This window comes from Pseudomonas sp. SMN5, assembly GCF_052041925.1.
GTDB lineage: Bacteria > Pseudomonadota > Gammaproteobacteria > Pseudomonadales > Pseudomonadaceae > Aquipseudomonas.
Genome location: NZ_JBKGGX010000008.1, coordinates 96,035 through 113,001 on the forward strand (window position 1 = coordinate 96,035; position 16,967 = coordinate 113,001).

Consider the following 16,967-nt stretch of genomic DNA (forward strand, 5'->3'; position numbering starts at 1 on the left):
GTAGCTGGGTTATGCGCCAAGCATAGTACAGATATGTATATTTCATGAAATTTTATTCGCAAGCGAATAGTCAGCCACTTCCAAGACTTATCGGGATAACGCCGAGATGTCGGCATACAGCCATACCCCTGGGCTCTCGCTTTAGCATTGAATGGGCAAAACGCCGGAATCCCACATAAGCTCCAACCATCGGCCTCCCGGGGCTTTTCGGCACAAAATCGCGACAACCGTGGCAAGGTGCATGATGATAGCCAGCACGTACGGCCTGAACCGGGCCAAGTGCACAACAATAGCGAGCCCACTTAAGCAGAGGGCATTACCTCATGGATAGCAGAACCCTACGCAACCTCATGCGCATCGTGCAGACCGGCTCGCTGTCGGCGGCGGCCGAGCATTCGTGCCTCACGGTGCAGGCGCTGGCGGCACAGTTGAACAAGGTCGAGGAGCAATTCGGTTTCCGGTTGTTCCGACGTTCGAACAAAGGCCTGACATTGACCAGCCAAGGCACGGAACTGACGCCTTTCATGGATCAGGTGCTGGTGGCCACCCGGCAACTGGAAGAGAAAGTCGCGGCGCTCAAGACACCGCGACGGCGCACGCTCAAGGTGGCGCTCAATACCACGCTGCCGGCGGAGTTCAACCGGCGGATGATCGATCGGCTGATCGCGGTTTTCCCCCAGTATCAGCTGGAGTTCAGTTATGCCGAGTCGATGGAGAACCTGAGCAAGCTGCGCAACGAAGATTTTGACCTGGCGATCCTGATCGGGCAGCAACAGAGCGATTTTTCCAGCATTACCATGCCCGACGTGCAGGTGCGGGTGGTGGGCGCGCATTGCGGCGACGATGACGATACCCTTGGCTCGCTGGGCGATAAGTTCCAGGTGCGTCCGGCAGATGAATGTCCGTATTCGCGCAGTTTCCTGCGCTTTCTCGATGCAGGCCTGGGTGAATACGGTTCGAGCCAGCGGATGGTGTATTCCTGCAGCGAAACGCTGACCCTGTCGTTGATCACCCAGCTCGACGGCCTGGGGCTGGTATCCCGGGAAGCGGCACTGCGCAACGGCTTGGCGATTTTCCCGGACTTCGAGGACTTCCTCGACGTGCGCCTGGCGGTGAACAACCCCGAGTTGCCCGGCCAGGCGCTACATGACGTAGTGGACCTTTCGCTACAGGAACGACCCGAGCGCGATGTACGCCGCCGTGCCCAGCGCCACACTGAGAAACAGGTTACGGCTGAAATACGCACATAACAGCGTCGGAATGGCCGCATAAAATTCCGGGCGGTCGAGTTGTATCTGCTGGTCCTTGATCAGCAGCGGGGTGAGGCTGATGGCTGCGACGATCGCCACCGGTAGGTATTCCAAGGCGCGTGCGACGAACGGCGGCCAGTGTTCGGTATTGACCTGCAATGGTAAGGCGCGGGGCAGGAAAGTCACGGCCATCATCAGGGCCACCACCAGGATCAGGAACGTTTGGTCAGGCATACCCCCACCCCGCAGCCAACGAACGTGGCAATGAAGACGTTGAACGGCGAGCTGCCGAGCAGGCTGAGCACGCCCATGCAGACCACGGCCGCGGCGGCGGCGATCAGTTTGTTGCGGGTGTTGCACAGCGAAACCAGCACATAAAGCATCATCGCCGTCAGGGCGTAGTCGAGCTGGTATTTGATCAGGTGCGCGGCGTATTGCGCGCACACGGCACCGAGCAAGCCGCCGAGCACCCAGGAGGTGTGGCAGAACAGGTTGAAGCCGATCAGGTAGCGCACGCTGACCGGTGCCCCAGCGCCCAGCTTGACGCTGTGGAAGGCGAACGACTCGTCCGTCAGCCCCGCCGCGTAGCACCAACGCTCGAAACGGCTGAGCCCCAGCGCACGCAGGGCCTTGGCCATGTAGACCGACATCAGCATGTGCCGTGCGTTGATCAGGAAAGTGGTCAGGACAATGGTGGTCAGCGAGGCGCCGCTGGAAATCAACGCGAGCGCCGCGAACTGCGAAGCGCCCGCATAGACGAACAGGCACATCGCCACTGGCAGCCACAGGGGCAGCCCGGCGTTGACCGCCATCAGACCGAACACAAACGAAACCGTAAAATAACCCGCTACCACCGGACTGGCTTCAGCAAAGGTACGCGAGGCTTGTGGTTCGACCACCAGCGGCTGGCTGGAAGTCTTGTTCATAAATCCCTCTCGAAGGTGGTTTCACCCCGGGGTTCACAGAAACCCTGGGAAGCCCAGAAGCGCTTGCCGGCCAGATTAGCATCGTCGACGAAAAGGAACATGCGCAGCACGCCGACCCGCTTCATGTCGGCCGACGCGGCTTCCACCAGACGCTGGCCCAGGCCTTTGGTGCGATGCAGCGGGCTGACCGCCAGGTGGTTGATCGTGCCACGCGTACCGAGCACCCCACCGATCACCGCCCCCACCACCTCGCCGCTCCTATCGACGGCCACGTAGGCGGTGGTGGTTTCCTGTAACAGGACGCCTCGCAGGAATCGGGCATCCTGCCATTCGCAGAACGACACTTCGTCGAAGCTGCGCAAGAACCGCTCCATTCGCTCGGCATCCCTGACCATGGCCCGACGCAACAGCACCTCCTGCGTCGGGTCGTCCATGGGTTCGAGCCATTCAGCGAACAATGTCGAAAGCGGTCCCGGGCCGCGAGAAGGAGATTGCCAGGATCTGCCGGTACGCCATTTCATGGCTATGGACATTGCGCGCCGGGGTCACATAGTGGCGCATGTCACGATCCAGGAAGAACGTGGTGTCGAGGATATCCTCGTAGGTGGTCGCCGCCAGTTGTTCTTCCTGGGCGCTGTACAAACGGCTCTCGGCGCCGGCCACGTTGTTGCGGCCCCAGAAGTGCACGCCGCTGAACGGATAGCCGTCGCAATGTATCCCTTCGGGCGTGATTTCCAGCTCCTTGCCCGGCTTGATCTCGATGCGGATCTGATGGATCTGGCACTGCCAGATTTCCTCGTGCAGTTCCGGCGGCAAGACGTGCTTGTACACCTCGAAGTCGGTGTCGATCAGGCTGCGCATCACCGGTGAGTTGATCACTTCGTTGGAGAAGTCCTGGAAGTGCCGTTCCAAGCCGCCGACATAGCTGTTGTTGGCCTTGGACTGGATGTAGGCCCGGTGTTCGAGCTGCTTGAGCTCGCGGGTGGTGGGGTTGTATTCGAAGTCACTGTAGCGGCGAAAACGCATGCCTGACTCGGCCTGGCCGTAATAACTGTCGGGCTCCATGTTCTCCCAGCTTTTGGTCAACCGGACAAAATCGCCGAAATGACCGTAGAGGTTGAAGTCTCCACCGCGAACGTTAACGTACTTATCACGTCGTAGCGCTTCGCCCACTTCCCTGTTCAGAACGATCATTTTTATCAGGTCTCCACTGCATTGAGCGGCCTAATCTAGTGGGTGCAGAATTTACGTCCATGAGAAAGAATTTGAGGCATTTCAAGCCGTGCTTGAAACGAAGGCAGAAGTGAAATAAGTAGGACTTTTTCTCGGGTAAAAGAGGGGTTTCAAAGGGATTTTTGGCCCATTCGGGCGCAAGACACCCGAACTCGAAAACATTGCCAACAAACCGTGGCAAGGGAGCTTGCTCCCGCTGGACCGGGCTGGCGCTCCAGTGCGCAGCGCTCCCCAAAAAGGGGCTGCTACGCAACCCAGCGGGAGCAAGCTCCCTCGCCACGGGTCATTGCAGGCCCTGGACCACCAAGGCCTTCTACACCATCAGAAGACGTTGATCGGGTAATCCACGAATACCCGCAGCTCGTTGCCGCTGACGTTGTACTCGCTGGACTTCTGCGACACGCGCAGCACCGAACTGCGCAACCGCACGCTCAGGTCCTTGGCCGGACCGCTCTGGACCACGTACTTGAACTGGTTGAAGATCTCGCGCTCGGTCCCGCCCTCGCTGGTGGAGGTAGTGATATTGTCGCCACGCACATAGGCAACGTTGTAGCTCAGGCCCGGTACGCCGAAGGTGGTGAAGTCCAGGCCGTAGCCCAACTGCCAGCTGCGCTCGTCCTCAGCGTTGAAATCGGACCAGTAGGAGTTGGCGAGGTAAATGGTATTGCCACCGTCACCCACCCGATTCTGCCCGCGCTGATAGCCGCCATAGGCGTAGCCCAGGTTGCTGTCGCCCGTGCTGCGCTGGTGGGCGAGCGTGAAGCTGTGCGGGCCGGTGGCGAAGGTGGCCGCCAGGCTCCAGATCTTGTTGTCGTCGCCGGTGACGTTGTTCTCGCGAACGTAGCTGTTGTCCAGCTTGGTCCGGTAGCCGTTGAAGTCCAGGGTCAGGGACTGATCCTTGGCCAGCGGGAACACATAGTTGGCGTTCACGTACTGCTTCTTCAACACGTCTTCGACGTCCGACGCGTAAAGCGATGCCTTGAACTGCTCGGTGAACTGATAGCTGCCGCCCAATACATTGATCGACTTCAGGCCACCGCTGTCACGGCCTTCGGCGCTCTTGCGCGATTCGGCGGTGAAACGTCCGGCATTCAGTTCCAGGCCCTTGATCTCTTTGGACGTGATCAGTGTGCCGGTGTAGCTTTCCGGCAACAGGCGCGAGTTGTCATAGCTGAGCACCGGCAGGGCCGGCATCTGGTCACCGTAGGCCAGTACGGTATTGGAGACGCGGAACTTGACCGCTGCGCCGAACTTGGACAAATCATCGGCGGCGTTTCCGCTGTCGCCTTGCTTGAAGAAGTCGATGCCTTGGGCCCCGCTGCGCCCCTTGCCACCGTCCAGGCGCAAGGCATACAGGCCGAAGGCGTCCACACCCACGCCGACGGTGCCTTGGGTGAAACCGGACGAGAACGTACCGATGACCCCTTGGCCCCACTCGGCCTTGTCTCTATTGCCATCTTTGTAGTCGCGGTTGATGTAGGCGTTGCGCAGCAGGACTTTCAAGCTGCTGTCTTCAACGAACCCCTTGGACTCTGCCTGGTCGTTGGCCATGGCTTGTGTCGTGCTCAAAATCCCCAGTGCGATCAGACCGATGCGCTTGTTCAACATGATTATTTTCCTTATATGGGTTGATACGCACTGCGACCGGCAGCCGAAATGGCGCTTTTCGCGCTCTTTTTCGGACTCTTGCTCCTGAAATAATGAAAAGGCCCGCCCACGATCGTTCGTGTCGGGCCTTTTTATTATTTAAGAGTCATGGCTGTTAGCCACAGGCGTGGGCGAATCCTAGTCGCGCCCTCAATATCATGTCAATTTCATGAATCGTCTGTAATTAGGCGAAAAACGTCTAAGAATTGTCCTATTGGCTCACGGCGACCAAGCTGCTTAATCACTGTGACGAGGGAGCTTGCTCCGGCAGGGCTGCACAGCAGCCCCATTTTGTGAGCGCTTCGCGCTCAAGCGGGAGCAAGCTCCCTCGCCACAGGTTCACGGCTGCCCCCATTGGACGCGTTTAACCCCGGATGCCATTCGCACACAAAAAAAGCGCTGCCATCCCGGCCAGCGCCTTTTATCAATCCGTCGAATTCTATCCTTGCATGACATCCCACAACGCTTCCAGCTCCGCCTCGCTGAACAGCCCGGCAGGGTAGCGCTCAACGATCAACCGGCGTGGGTCAGGTTCTCGGACCTGACGCGTTCCGTTGGATTTCAACCACTGCGCCAAAGCTTGAAGCGACTCACCATTGACAGCCAAGGGATGGCATGTGCGCTCGCCTATCATATTCATTCCAGCGCCCTCTCCTGGTTGATGAGCGGCCAATGTATCCAAGGTTTATGACAGAACAACTCAGTCGCTGAACTGCCGGAACACTGATACAAGAGCTATGCCAAAGTGCCCACGCCGCAGATCGACAGCCGCAAAAAAGCCCGCGTGCCAATCAGGCCGCGGGCTTGCAGGGATGGATCCAAAATGCCCGGCCCAGAGCCGGCGCAGCGCCTGTCACCAGGCTGTTACAACCGCACTCATTTTGTCCGCGGGGCGGGCTGTTGTTGGGTAAGGCAATGGATGTTGCCACCACCCAGTAACAGTTCTCGCCCAGGCACCATGACCACTTCATGCTCCGGAAACAGCTTCTGCAGGATTTCCCGGGCCGGTGTATCCAGCGGGTCGTCAAAACTCGGGGCGATGATGCCGCCGTTGACGATCAGGAAATTCACATAGGACCCGGCCAGGCGGACACTCGGGTTGCGTTCCTGGGAACCTTCAACCGCATCCACGCCGGCACACTCTTGTTCGGTGGCGAACAACGGCCCCGGAATCGGCATCTTGTGCACGATGAAAGGACGCCCCTTGGCGTCGGTGCTGCCCTGCAACACTTTCATGGCAGCCTGGCAGCGGCTGTAGTTCGGATCCTGAGGATCATCGGTCCAGGCCAGGAGCACTTCGCCGGGGCGCACGTAGCAGCAGAAGTTATCCACATGCCCATCGGTCTCATCGTTGAACAGGCCGTCCGGCAGCCAGATGACCTTGTCCACCGACAAATGCGCGCTGAGCACCGCTTCGATTTCCTCACGGCTCAGGTGCGGGTTGCGATTGCGGTTGAGCAGGCATTCCTCGGTGGTGATCAGAGTGCCTTCACCGTCGACATGGATCGATCCGCCTTCCAGCACGAAACCTTCGGTGCGATACCGCGGGCTGCGTTCGATTTCCAGGACCTTGCCGGCCACCTGTGAATCGCGGTTCCACGGTGCGTACAGCCCGCCGTCGAAACCACCCCAGGCATTGAAATCCCAATCGACACCGCGAACCTCGCCGTTGTCGTTGATGACAAAGGTCGGACCGGTGTCGCGAACCCAGGCATCGTCGCTGGACATCTCCACCAGGCGGATATTCGGCACGTCGAGACGGGCCCGAGCGTTTTCGTACTGGGCGGCGGACACGGCCACGGTCACCGGTTCGAAACGCGCAATCGCCTTGGCCACCGCAACGTGGGCCGCCTGAGCCGGCTTGCCACCCAGGCGCCAGTTGTCCGGACGCTCGGGCCAGATCATCCAGACCTGAGTCTGCGTCGCCCACTCGGCAGGCATGTGAAAACCATCGGCGCGGGGAGTGCTGCGCAACGTTGTCATGAATCAGGACTCCAGTGAGCGATGTGAAAAAAGAATGCACGTAGTGCGTGCTGGGAAAGACTTTATAAGCGATAAAAATCGGCTTTAAAAGGACAAAAAAATAATCGGCAAGGAAAAAACGCCTAAAACACCGACAAAAATCGATATTTCAACACTATGGGAACGAGCCTGCTCGCGATAGCGGTCAGCCAGACGACTATGGCGTCGAATGGAAAATCGCATCGCGAGCAGGCTCGCTCCCACAGGAAAGGTCTACGTCCCGGCGGTTACAATCCCTCCTCCAACACCTTAGTCAACATATCCACAAAAAAGTCCACGCTCTGGCGAGACGTGACCATCGGCGGCTTGATCTTGAGGATGTTCAGGTAATCGCCCGTCGGTTGCATGAAGATCCCCAGTTCGCGCAGGCGGTTGCACAGCGCCATGGTTTCTTCGGTAGCCGGCTCCAGGGTGTCGCGGTTGCGGATCAGCTCGACGCCCAGGTAGAACCCGGAGCCATGCACTGCACCAACCAATGGAAACCGGTCGATCAAGGCTTCGAGCCGGGCCTTGAAATGTCCGCCCACCACTTTCGCGTTTTCCCAGAGTTTTTCTTCTTCCATGACGTCCAGCACGGCCATGCCGATCTGGCAACTGACCGGGCTGCCGCCGGCCGAGGAGAAGAAATAACCCTCGGCCTCCAGCGCCTCGGCGATTTCCCGTCGAGTGATGACCGCACCCAGCGGCTGGCCGTTGCCCATGCCCTTGGCCATGGTAATGATGTCCGGCACCACGCCTTGCTCTTCAAAGCCCCAGAAGAACTCACCCATGCGCCCATAGCCTACCTGCACTTCGTCGGCGATACACACGCCGCCGCGCTCACGGACCATGGCATAGACTTGCTTCAAGTAGCCGGGCGGCAGCGCAATCCCACCCGCGTTACCGTAGACCGGCTCGCAAATGAACCCGGCAAGCTGGCGCTTCTGCTCGGCAATTTTCGCCAGGTTGTGCTCGACACTGCGCACGTAGTCCGGGGCGCTGTCGCGGCCACGGAATTCGCCGCGGTAGGTATTGGGCGCAGTCACCGGATGCACCCAGTCCGGGCGACTGCTCAAGGCCTGGGGGTTGTCGGCGATGGACGTGGACACCGCATCGGCGGCCACGGACCAACCGTGGTAGGCCTCCAGCACGCTGAGCATGTCCCGCCCGCCGCTGTAGGCCCAGGCCAGGCGGATCGCCAGGTCATTGGCCTCGGTGCCGCTGTTGACCAGGAACACCCGGTCCATGTTGGAGGGTGCCAGCGCCAGCAGACGTTCGGAAAACTCGGCAATCGCCGCGTAGTGAAAGCGCGAATTGGTATTGAGCAGCGACCACTGCCGGGCGGCCACCGCCGCCATGCGCGGATGTCCATGCCCCAGCACCGCGACATTGTTGAGCATGTCGAGGTAGGAGCGGCCCTGCATGTCGATCAAATGATTGCGCCAGCCGCGCTCGATCCGTGGCGGATCGACATAGTAGTGCTTCTGGGAACGGGCAAAGCTCGCATCGCGACGAGCCAGCAGGGCTTGCGGATCGACCTCCGGCTCGGCGTCGCAAGCCAACCCCAGCAGCACCGCCGGCGAAGGGCAAAGCGCTTGCCAGGCCGCCGCCCTGGACGGCGTGCAGAACAACGGCGGATTCAGCTGCGCGCTCCGGCACAATTGGACCCGCAGCAACCCGCTCACTTCGCCCAGTATCTGGCCCTTGACCAGCGCCGCGCCCGCATGCAGCGGCGAGGCGACACCCCACAGCCGCACGCTCAACTGCGCGCTGTCCAGCTGCAGGCCACCATCGGCGGTCTTGTGCACCACACCGGCGAACGGTGACTCCAGCGGCGTCCCCTGAGGGACGCTCAATTCCACGTGCAATGCAAAGGTCTCGGGCTCCACGGCGCTGTCCGGCCGGGTGCGGGACAAGCGGTACTGCCCATAGCGGCTGGCGGCCAGCCCATGAACGCCAGCGGCCTCGATCAACAAACGCTGGTCGATGTCCGGCTGTTCCCAGTTACCGGCCTCGAAATGCGGGCTCAGCACGCCGAGGTCGATCAGTGCGAACTCACGCCCCACCAGCGTCGGCAGTAGCGGTGCGAAACCTGCACTGGCAATCGGTGGCAGGCTGTGACCGGCGGCGTTGAGGATTGCCGCTTCCATCAGCTCGAAGGGCACCGAGTGGGCCACCCGGAAAATCTCCCATTCGTGCTCCAGGTTGTCGCGACTGTATTGGTTGTCCGGATCGATGCCGACCTGCTGCTCGCCACTGAGCACCAGCACGGCGGCACGCGCCACGATCAGCGGCCAGAGCGCCAGCAGCTCTTCATGTTGCAACGGGTTGACCGCGTGGTAGGCCTTGACCGCCGGCAGGATAAAGAACGGATCGCCGTCGGCATGGTGCAGCAAAGCCGCGCAGGTCACCGACAGGTCGGTGATGCGCCAGGTGCGGATCAGGTCGCCGAAATCGATGACACCCTGCAATTGCCACTGGCGCTGGGCATCGCGCTGCCAGACCACATTGTCATCGGTGATGTCCATGTGGATCGCCTGCACCGGCAACCGGGCCTTGAGCGGTTGCAAACGCCGCTCGGCCTGCTGCGCGATATCGGCGATCAGGTTGCGCTGCTGCTCGTCGTGGATCACCGGCAGCAGGTGGTCGATCAGGGTGGTGGCGTGGCGGGCGTCCCATTGCAACGTCCGCTCCAGCCCCGGATGTTCAAACGTTGCCAATGCCAAGTCGATCTGCGCGCACAATCGACCCAGGCCGGTCACCAGCTCTGGCCCCAGGTGATTGAGTTGGGTCAGGGACTGGCCGTCGATGTATTCAAGCAGACGGACATGGACCGCTTGCCCGTCGACGTCCAGGGTCAACAGATCCTGGCCGTTACCAGCCGGCATCACCTTCGGGACTTTTACCACGCCGTGCTCGGCCAGCCGCTTGAGCGCGGCATGTTGCGCTTCAAGCTCCTTGAGGGCGTAGTCGCCATGGCAAATCTTGAGCACGAACCGCCCGCGCTCGCTGTCGACGCGGTAATTGAGGTCCTGCTGGCTGCCAAGGGGTCGCAGGTCACCGCTGAGTCCGTAATTCGAGCGCAGCAGCACCAGGGCCTGTTCGGCGCTGATCTGTGGGCTTGGCAAACTGGCACGGTGAACCAACGTAGCGAGTGGCATACAACGACCCCTTTTGGGTGGTTTTATTGAATGCCTATCTCGCCATTGAGCAAGAGGATAAGCAACCCCCTGCTTACTGAGAACTCGCGCCGTCCGCCACTTTTGGGCAAGAATAGGCGCCATTGTCCTATTCGATCCGCCGGAGAAACGCCCGATGAACGTAATCGCCACCGACCTGCCTGATGTATTGATCATCGAACCGAAGGTATTTGGTGATGACCGCGGTTTTTTCTATGAAAGCTTCAACGCCAAGGCATTCAAAGAACTGACCGGAGTAGAGACCCAGTTCGTACAGGACAATCACTCCCGCTCGCAGAAGGGCGTCTTGCGTGGCCTGCATTATCAGTTGCAGAACACTCAGGGCAAACTGGTACGGGTCAGCGCAGGTGAAGTACTCGACGTGGCTGTCGACATTCGTCGCAGCTCGCCCAATTTCGGTAAGTGGGTGGCCGTGCGACTGTCCGCCGACAATCACCGTCAGCTCTGGGTGCCGCAAGGCTTTGCCCATGGTTTTGTCGTACTGAGCGAATATGCCGAGTTCCTCTACAAGACGACTGACTATTACGACCCGTCTTCAGAGCGCAGCCTGCTATGGAATGACCCACAGCTGAATATCGACTGGCAACTGGGCGATATCACGCCGCAATTGTCGGGCAAGGACCTGGCTGCGTCATTGCTTCAGGATGCCGACGTCTTCGCCTGATCGCAGACTCCAACGTTCGTCGTAGGCATAATGCGCTTGTCCCCACAGGCGCACGCTCATGAACTCCACCCTTCCCCGCAGACCCCGTTGGCGCAGCCTGGCCTTGCTTGCGCTGTGCCTCGCGCCGCTGTTATGGCCGCTGGAGCATCTGGCCGAACGTTATTACCGCAGTGAACTGGCGGGGCAGAACCGTCAGACGCTGGACCTGTATGTCGCCAACCTGCTCGGCACACTGCACCGCTACGAGGTGCTACCGCAGATCCTTGGCGACCTGCCGGCGCTGCGCGCGGCGTTGCAGTCCCCGGACGACGGCGTCACCCAGGATAACGCCAACCGGCTGCTGAAAAATATCAGCACCCAGACCGGTGCCGAGGTCATGTACCTGATGGACCCCACCGGCAAGACACTGGCGGCGTCGAACTGGGACAAACATGACAGTTTCGTCGGACGCAATTTCGCCTTCCGCCCCTATTTCATCGAAGCCATGGCCGGACGCCTGGGACGCTTCTTTGGCTTGGGCACCACCTCGGCCAAGCGCGGTTACTTCTTCGCTGCCGCTGTGCGCGAGCACGAGGGCGAGAAAGTCATCGGCGTGCTGGTGGTCAAGGTCGACCTGGACCACACCGAAAGCTTGTGGGGCAATACCCCGGAGCAACTGCTGGTCACCGATCACAATGGGGTGGTCATCCTCACGTCGCGCCAGGATTGGCGATTTCGCGCAACCCGGCCCTTGAGCGACGACGAACGCAAGGCCATCAGTGCCGTTCAACCCTATCCGACCCGTGATCCCAAGCCGCTGAACCTGGAAAGCAAGGCCTGGCTGACCCAGACCCAGTCCATCGAAGAGACTGGCTGGAGCGTGAGCATCCTCGCGCCACGCACACTGATCGACCGTCCGGTACGCACGGTGGTCGCCACCGGTGGCGCGGCGTTGCTGGTGTTGATGCTGCTGCTCGGGTTGATGATGCAGCGCCGACGTCACTATCTGGACCGGATCGCCTTCGAAGCCAAGGCCCGTCACGAGCTGGAGGGCCGCGTGGCGGAGCGTACCAGCGACCTGGAAGGCCTGAACCGGCGACTGCGCCAGGAAGTCCTCGAGCGTGAGCAGGCCCAGCAGGAACTGGTCCGCGCCCAGGATGATCTGGTACAGGCCGGCAAATTGTCCGCTCTGGGCACCATGTCGGCGAGCATCAGCCACGAGCTCAACCAGCCATTGGCGGCCATTCGCAGCTACGCCGAGAACGCCGAGATTTTGCTCGACCACCAGCGCACCGAGGACGCTCGGGGCAATCTCAAGCTGATCAGCGAATTGACCGGGCGCATGGCGTCGATCATCGCTCACCTGCGCGCTTTCGCCCGCCGAGACCGCCACGCCCCGGAAAGCGTCGCCCTGCAACCGGCGCTGGACGACGCCCTGGCGCTGCTTGCCAAACGCCGGCGCAGCATGGAAGTGGAGCTGATCCGCGACCTGCCGGCGGCTACGCTGTGGGTCGAGGCCGGCGAGACCCGCTTGCGCCAGGTCCTGGGTAACCTGTTGGCAAACGCCCTCGACGCCCTGACCGAAAAAGGCCCGCCGCGCAAACTCTGGCTCAGTGCCCAGGCCCATGAAACCGGCGTCAACCTGTACATCCGCGATAACGGCCCGGGGTTCTGCATGGAAGCCCTCGGCCGCGCCGGGGAGCCGTTCTACACCACCAAGACCCGCACCCAGGGCCTTGGCCTGGGGCTGGCGATCTGCGACACCCTGATGCGCGCCTTCGGCGGCGAACTGTCATTCGCCAACCACAAGGAGGGCGGCGCCCTGATCACTCTGAAGCTGCGTCCCGGCGCGCCCGGGGTGAGCCTGCAACCTTCCGAGGACCGTAGTGTATGACCATCGACAACCGGATTGAGGTGGTGTTGATCGACGATGATCCCCACTTGCGTCAGGCCTTGAGCCAGACCCTCGACCTGGCCGGTCTGAAGATCCTGCCCCTGGCCGAGGCCAGGGGCGTGGCCGGACAACTGCCCCGCGACTGGCCAGGCGTGGTGGTCAGCGACATTCGCATGCCGGGCATGGACGGCCTGGAACTGCTCAGTGAACTTCACGCCCAGGACCCGGAGCTGCCGGTGCTGCTGATCACCGGCCACGGCGACGTGCCGCTGGCGGTGCAGGCGATGCGTGCCGGGGCCTATGATTTCCTGGAAAAACCGTTCGCCAGTGACCATCTGCTCGACAGCGTGCGCCGCGCCCTGGCCTTGCGCCGATTGGTATTGGATAACCGCAGCCTGCGCCTGGCACTGAGCGATCGGCATGAACTCAGTGCCCGTCTGGTAGGCCAATCAACGCCAATGCTGCGCCTGCGCGAGCAGATCGGCGCACTGGCGGCGACCCGCGCCGACGTGCTGATCCTCGGGGAAACCGGTGCCGGCAAAGAAGTGGTCGCCCGGGCGCTGCATGACCTTTCAGGTCGGCGCAACGGGCCGTTCGTGGCGATCAATGCCGGCGCCCTGGCCGAGTCAGTGGTGGAGAGCGAGCTGTTCGGCCACGAGCCCGGCGCATTCACCGGCGCGCAGAAACGCCGCATCGGCAAGTTCGAGTTCGCCAACGGCGGCACGCTGTTTCTCGATGAAATCGAAAGCATGAGCCTGGACGTCCAGGTCAAGCTGCTGCGCCTGCTGCAAGAAAGGATGGTGGAGCGGGTGGGTGGCAATCAACAGATCCCACTGGACATCCGTGTCATCGCCGCCACCAAGGAAGACCTGCGCCAGGCGGCTGATCAAGGGCGGTTCCGCGCCGACCTGTATTACCGCCTGAACGTCGCTCCGCTGCGCATACCGCCGCTGCGCGAACGGGGCGAGGATGCGCTGATGCTGTTCCAGCATTTCGCCAACGAAGCCGCCGCTCGCCACGGCCTGCCGCCCCATGAACTGCAACCGGCGCAACGGGCGTTGCTTTTGCGCCACAGCTGGCCGGGCAATGTACGGGAACTGCAGAATGCCGCTGAGCGCTTCGCCCTGGGCCTGGAACTGGCGCTGGATAACAGCGCACCCGATGGCAGCCCCGGCGCGCCGGTGGAGGTGATCAGCGGAGGTCTGAGCGAGCAGGTGGAAAACTACGAGAAAACCCTGATCGCCGCCGAACTGGCCCGTCCCCACAGCTCGGTACGCAGTCTCGCCGAAGCACTGGGTATTCCGCGCAAGACCCTGCACGACAAGCTGCGCAAACACGGGCTGACCTTTGGCGACAGCAACCACGGCGCGTCCGATGAGCCCGATTGAGCGTTCTTCATCGTCCATTCAAGCAAGAGGCCCGGCCATGAACCGTGACAGCCGCTACCTGGAATCCGTCCTGCACCACGACATCCCGCTGACTCGGGACATGGGCCTGAAAGTGCTCGATTGGCAGGCCCGCCAGCTGCGCCTGTTTTTGCCGCTGGAGGCCAACGTCAACCACAAGAGCACCATGTTCGGCGGCAGCCTGTACTGCGGCGCGGTGCTCGGCGGCTGGGGCTGGCTGCACCTGGCGCTGCGCGAGGAGGGTATCGAGGATGGGCACATCGTGATTCAGGAAGGGCAGATCAGCTACCCGCTGCCGGTCACGGACGATGCCACCGTCGTCTGCGACGCGCCTGAGGAAAAGGTCTGGAAACGCTTTTTGGCGACCTACCGACGCTACGGACGGGCACGGCTGAGTTTGCAGACGCAGGTGCTCAATACCGGGAGTGACGAAGCGGCGGTGCGATTCGAGGGGCAGTATGTGCTGCACCGCTAGAGGCACCGCAATCGCTGTGGCGAGGGAGCTTGCTCCCGCTGGACTGCCAAGCAGTCCCGGCATTTGGCGGTTGCTGCGCAACCGAGCGGGAGCAAGCTCCCTCGCCACTGAGACAGGTGCGAATCAGCAACGCGCCAGTTCCAGTAGCTTCCCACGCCACGCGGCCTTCGCCGGCAACGCCAGAAACGACTCATTCAGCAGCGACTCTCGGGCCGGATAACAGAACGGCTCGCCACGCAGATCCAGCACCTCGCCACCGGCCCCTTCCAGCACGCCCTGGGCGGCGGCGGTATCCCATTGAGAGGTCGGGGCCAGACGTGGGTAACAATCCGCCGCACCCTCGGCCAACAGGCAAAACTTCAACGAGCTACCGATATTGGTCAGTTGCAATTCACCCAAGATCGCGCTCAAGCCTTCCAATAGACGCTCCTGCTCCACACTCGTGTGACGGCGGCTGGCGACCACCGTGAAGGCCTCACCCGGCGCCAGCACATTGCGAACCTTAATCGGCAAAGGCTCGTCGTCCTTGTCGCCACGCCACGCCCCCAGCCCTCCGCCGCCGACATAAAAGCGTCCATTGGTGGGCATCGATACCACGCCAAACACCACGCGCCCCTGCTCCACCAGCGCGATATTGACGGTGAATTCCTCGCTGCCCGAAATGAATTCCTTGGTCCCATCCAGCGGGTCCACCAGCCACCAGCGTTGCCAGCCGGCACGCACGCTTTGCGCGATATCGGCGTCTTCTTCGGAAAGAATCGGTATATCCGGCGCGAGGGCCGTCAGCCCGGCCACGATCACGTCATGGGCGGCCATGTCGGCGGCGGTCACCGGCGATTCGTCGGCCTTGCGGTTGACCTGAACATCGGCGCGCCAGAACGGCAGGATCGCCTCGCCAGCCTTGAGCGCCAATTCGATGACCGGGGCCATCAGGGGATGGGGAAAATTCATGACAGCACCGCTGCGCGCTGGGCCAACACATCGCGGGCCAGGTATAACGCGGCCAGGGCCCGACCTTCGGTGAACTGAGGGTTCTGCGCCAAGATTGACAACTCTCGCAGGTTGACCTTGTCCACACGCATCGGCTCGGGCTCGTCACCCTCCAGCCGCTCTTCATATAAATCGGTCGCCAGCACTACCTGGATCTTCTGGCTCATGTAGCCGGGAGACAACGACAGTTCGGTCAGATGCTCCAATTGCCGCGCACCGAAACCCGCCTCCTCCTTGAGTTCCCGCTCGGCGGCCGCCAGCACGTCTTCACCCGGCTCGATCAGGCCTTTGGGCAAGGACAGCTCGTAGGCATCGGTGCCACCGCAATATTCTTCCACCAGTACCGCATGGTCGGCATCGAGCATCGCCACGATCATGACCGCGCCGTACCCCGCCCCCTTGCTCGCCAGACGTTCATAGGTACGCTCCACGCCGTTGGAAAAACGCAGTTTCAGTTCTTCCACGCAAAACAGGCGGCTGGTGGCGACGATCCGGCGATCGAGGATAGTGGGTTTCTGGCGCATAGACGGCTCCCTGGGCGATAGCAGGCTACTATACCCGGCCTATCCTGATTGTTTGTGTCGGATATCCGTTTACCGCTGGAGAAGTTTTTATGGCCTTGTTGCCCTGGCACGAGATCGATACGGTGCTGCTGGACATGGACGGCACTTTGCTGGACCTGCATTACGACAACCATTTCTGGATGGAACACCTGCCCCAGCGCTACGCCGAACTGCACGGCGTGAGCCGGGCGATGGCGGAGATGGAGTTGCAGCCGCTGTTCGAGCGCAACGCCGGGCAGTTGCAATGGTACTGCCTGGATTTCTGGACAGCCGAACTGAAGCTGCCGGTGCGCGAGCTGAAGCTGGAAACCGCGCACCTGATCGCCTTGCGCCCGGACGCCGACACCTTCCTGGCGGCGATCCAGCGGGCCGGCAAGCGCGTGGTGATGATCACCAACGCCCACCGCGACTCGCTGTCCCTGAAGCTGGAACGTATCGAACTGGCGCCCTACTTCGAACGCCTGATCAGCTCCCACGACTACGGTTTCCCCAAGGAGAACCGTCAATTCTGGGACGCCCTGCAAGCCGACCTGAATTTCGACCCGGCCCGCAGCCTGTTCATCGATGACACCCTGCCGGTGCTACGCAGCGCCCGGGACTTCGGCGTGGCGCACCTGCTGGCGGTCAGCGAGCCGGACAGCCGCAAGGGGCCGAAGGATACGGGGGAGTTTGCGGCGGTGACGGACTACCGGACGCTCATCGAAGGGCTCTGACGCGATCAGTGTGGCGAGGGAGCTTG

16 protein-coding genes are annotated in these 16,967 nt (G+C 61.5%); 6 read left to right on the forward strand and 10 right to left on the reverse strand.

Annotation, left to right across the window (positions count from 1 at the left end; all coding sequences use genetic code 11):
- Positions 1–323: 323 nt before the first annotated feature.
- Positions 324–1,250 carry a LysR family transcriptional regulator gene (locus tag ACLEJR_RS10455; protein ID WP_440813729.1) on the forward strand — a complete coding sequence of 309 codons (927 nt, stop codon included), beginning with the start codon at positions 324–326 and terminating at the stop codon, positions 1,248–1,250.
- Here ACLEJR_RS10455 and ACLEJR_RS10460 read toward each other — a convergent pair.
- From ACLEJR_RS10460 to ACLEJR_RS10495, 8 genes are all read right to left on the reverse strand, one after another.
- On the reverse strand, positions 1,167–1,484 hold the full coding sequence (locus ACLEJR_RS10460; RefSeq protein ID WP_440796680.1) for an AzlD domain-containing protein: 318 nt from the start codon (positions 1,482–1,484) through the stop codon (positions 1,167–1,169). The genes ACLEJR_RS10455 and ACLEJR_RS10460 overlap by 84 nt on opposite strands.
- A complete protein-coding gene (locus tag ACLEJR_RS10465; protein WP_440796681.1) occupies positions 1,463–2,176 on the reverse strand; it encodes an AzlC family ABC transporter permease in 714 nt (237 codons plus the stop codon). The genes ACLEJR_RS10460 and ACLEJR_RS10465 overlap by 22 nt, the downstream gene beginning before the upstream one ends.
- Positions 2,173–2,610 (reverse strand): GNAT family N-acetyltransferase, encoded by a 438-nt coding sequence (locus ACLEJR_RS10470; protein ID WP_440813731.1) that lies wholly within the window; start codon positions 2,608–2,610, stop codon positions 2,173–2,175. Before ACLEJR_RS10470 ends, ACLEJR_RS10465 begins: the two co-directional genes overlap by 4 nt.
- Before the next feature lie 13 nt (positions 2,611–2,623).
- Positions 2,624–3,370, reverse strand: a complete 747-nt coding sequence (locus tag ACLEJR_RS10475; RefSeq protein ID WP_440796683.1) for a 2OG-Fe dioxygenase family protein — start codon at positions 3,368–3,370, stop codon at positions 2,624–2,626.
- Positions 3,371–3,730: 360 nt separating this feature from the next.
- Positions 3,731–5,017: an OprD family porin gene (locus ACLEJR_RS10480; RefSeq protein ID WP_440796684.1), complete on the reverse strand. Its 1,287-nt coding sequence runs from the start codon at positions 5,015–5,017 to the stop codon at positions 3,731–3,733.
- A gap of 478 nt (positions 5,018–5,495) precedes the next feature.
- Positions 5,496–5,696 (reverse strand): hypothetical protein, encoded by a 201-nt coding sequence (locus ACLEJR_RS10485; protein ID WP_440796685.1) that lies wholly within the window; start codon positions 5,694–5,696, stop codon positions 5,496–5,498.
- Positions 5,697–5,932: 236 nt separating this feature from the next.
- Positions 5,933–7,039 (reverse strand): agmatine deiminase, encoded by a 1,107-nt coding sequence (gene aguA, locus ACLEJR_RS10490; protein WP_440813733.1) that lies wholly within the window; start codon positions 7,037–7,039, stop codon positions 5,933–5,935.
- Between the two features lie 266 nt (positions 7,040–7,305).
- Positions 7,306–10,218 carry an aminotransferase gene (locus tag ACLEJR_RS10495; RefSeq protein ID WP_440813735.1) on the reverse strand — a complete coding sequence of 971 codons (2,913 nt, stop codon included), beginning with the start codon at positions 10,216–10,218 and terminating at the stop codon, positions 7,306–7,308.
- A 154-nt stretch (positions 10,219–10,372) separates the two neighbouring features.
- On the opposite strand from ACLEJR_RS10495, the gene rfbC reads away from it, so the two are divergent.
- The 4 genes from rfbC to ACLEJR_RS10515 are packed head-to-tail and all read left to right on the forward strand — an operon-like array spanning position 10,373 to position 14,675.
- Complete coding sequence (rfbC, locus tag ACLEJR_RS10500) at positions 10,373–10,921, forward strand: dTDP-4-dehydrorhamnose 3,5-epimerase (RefSeq protein ID WP_440796688.1); 549 nt, start codon at positions 10,373–10,375, stop codon at positions 10,919–10,921.
- 58 nt (positions 10,922–10,979) lie between these two features.
- Positions 10,980–12,794 carry a sensor histidine kinase gene (locus ACLEJR_RS10505; protein WP_440813736.1) on the forward strand — a complete coding sequence of 605 codons (1,815 nt, stop codon included), beginning with the start codon at positions 10,980–10,982 and terminating at the stop codon, positions 12,792–12,794.
- A complete protein-coding gene (locus tag ACLEJR_RS10510) occupies positions 12,791–14,182 on the forward strand; it encodes a sigma-54-dependent transcriptional regulator (protein ID WP_440796690.1) in 1,392 nt (463 codons plus the stop codon). Before ACLEJR_RS10505 ends, ACLEJR_RS10510 begins: the two co-directional genes overlap by 4 nt.
- Before the next feature lie 37 nt (positions 14,183–14,219).
- Positions 14,220–14,675, forward strand: a complete 456-nt coding sequence (locus ACLEJR_RS10515) for a thioesterase domain-containing protein (RefSeq protein WP_440813739.1) — start codon at positions 14,220–14,222, stop codon at positions 14,673–14,675.
- 123 nt (positions 14,676–14,798) lie between these two features.
- Here the strand turns inward: ACLEJR_RS10515 and cysQ are convergent, their stop codons facing one another.
- Both cysQ and nudE read right to left on the reverse strand, forming a co-directional pair.
- Complete coding sequence (cysQ, locus tag ACLEJR_RS10520) at positions 14,799–15,626, reverse strand: 3'(2'),5'-bisphosphate nucleotidase CysQ (protein WP_440813742.1); 828 nt, start codon at positions 15,624–15,626, stop codon at positions 14,799–14,801.
- The gene (gene nudE / locus ACLEJR_RS10525; protein WP_440796693.1) at positions 15,623–16,189 is read right to left on the reverse strand and encodes an ADP compounds hydrolase NudE; all 567 of its coding nucleotides are present in this window, start codon (positions 16,187–16,189) and stop codon (positions 15,623–15,625) included. The genes cysQ and nudE overlap by 4 nt, the downstream gene beginning before the upstream one ends.
- Before the next feature lie 89 nt (positions 16,190–16,278).
- Between nudE and yrfG the strand changes: the two genes are divergently transcribed.
- Complete coding sequence (gene yrfG / locus ACLEJR_RS10530; RefSeq protein WP_440796694.1) at positions 16,279–16,941, forward strand: GMP/IMP nucleotidase; 663 nt, start codon at positions 16,279–16,281, stop codon at positions 16,939–16,941.
- Positions 16,942–16,967 lie beyond the last annotated feature (26 nt).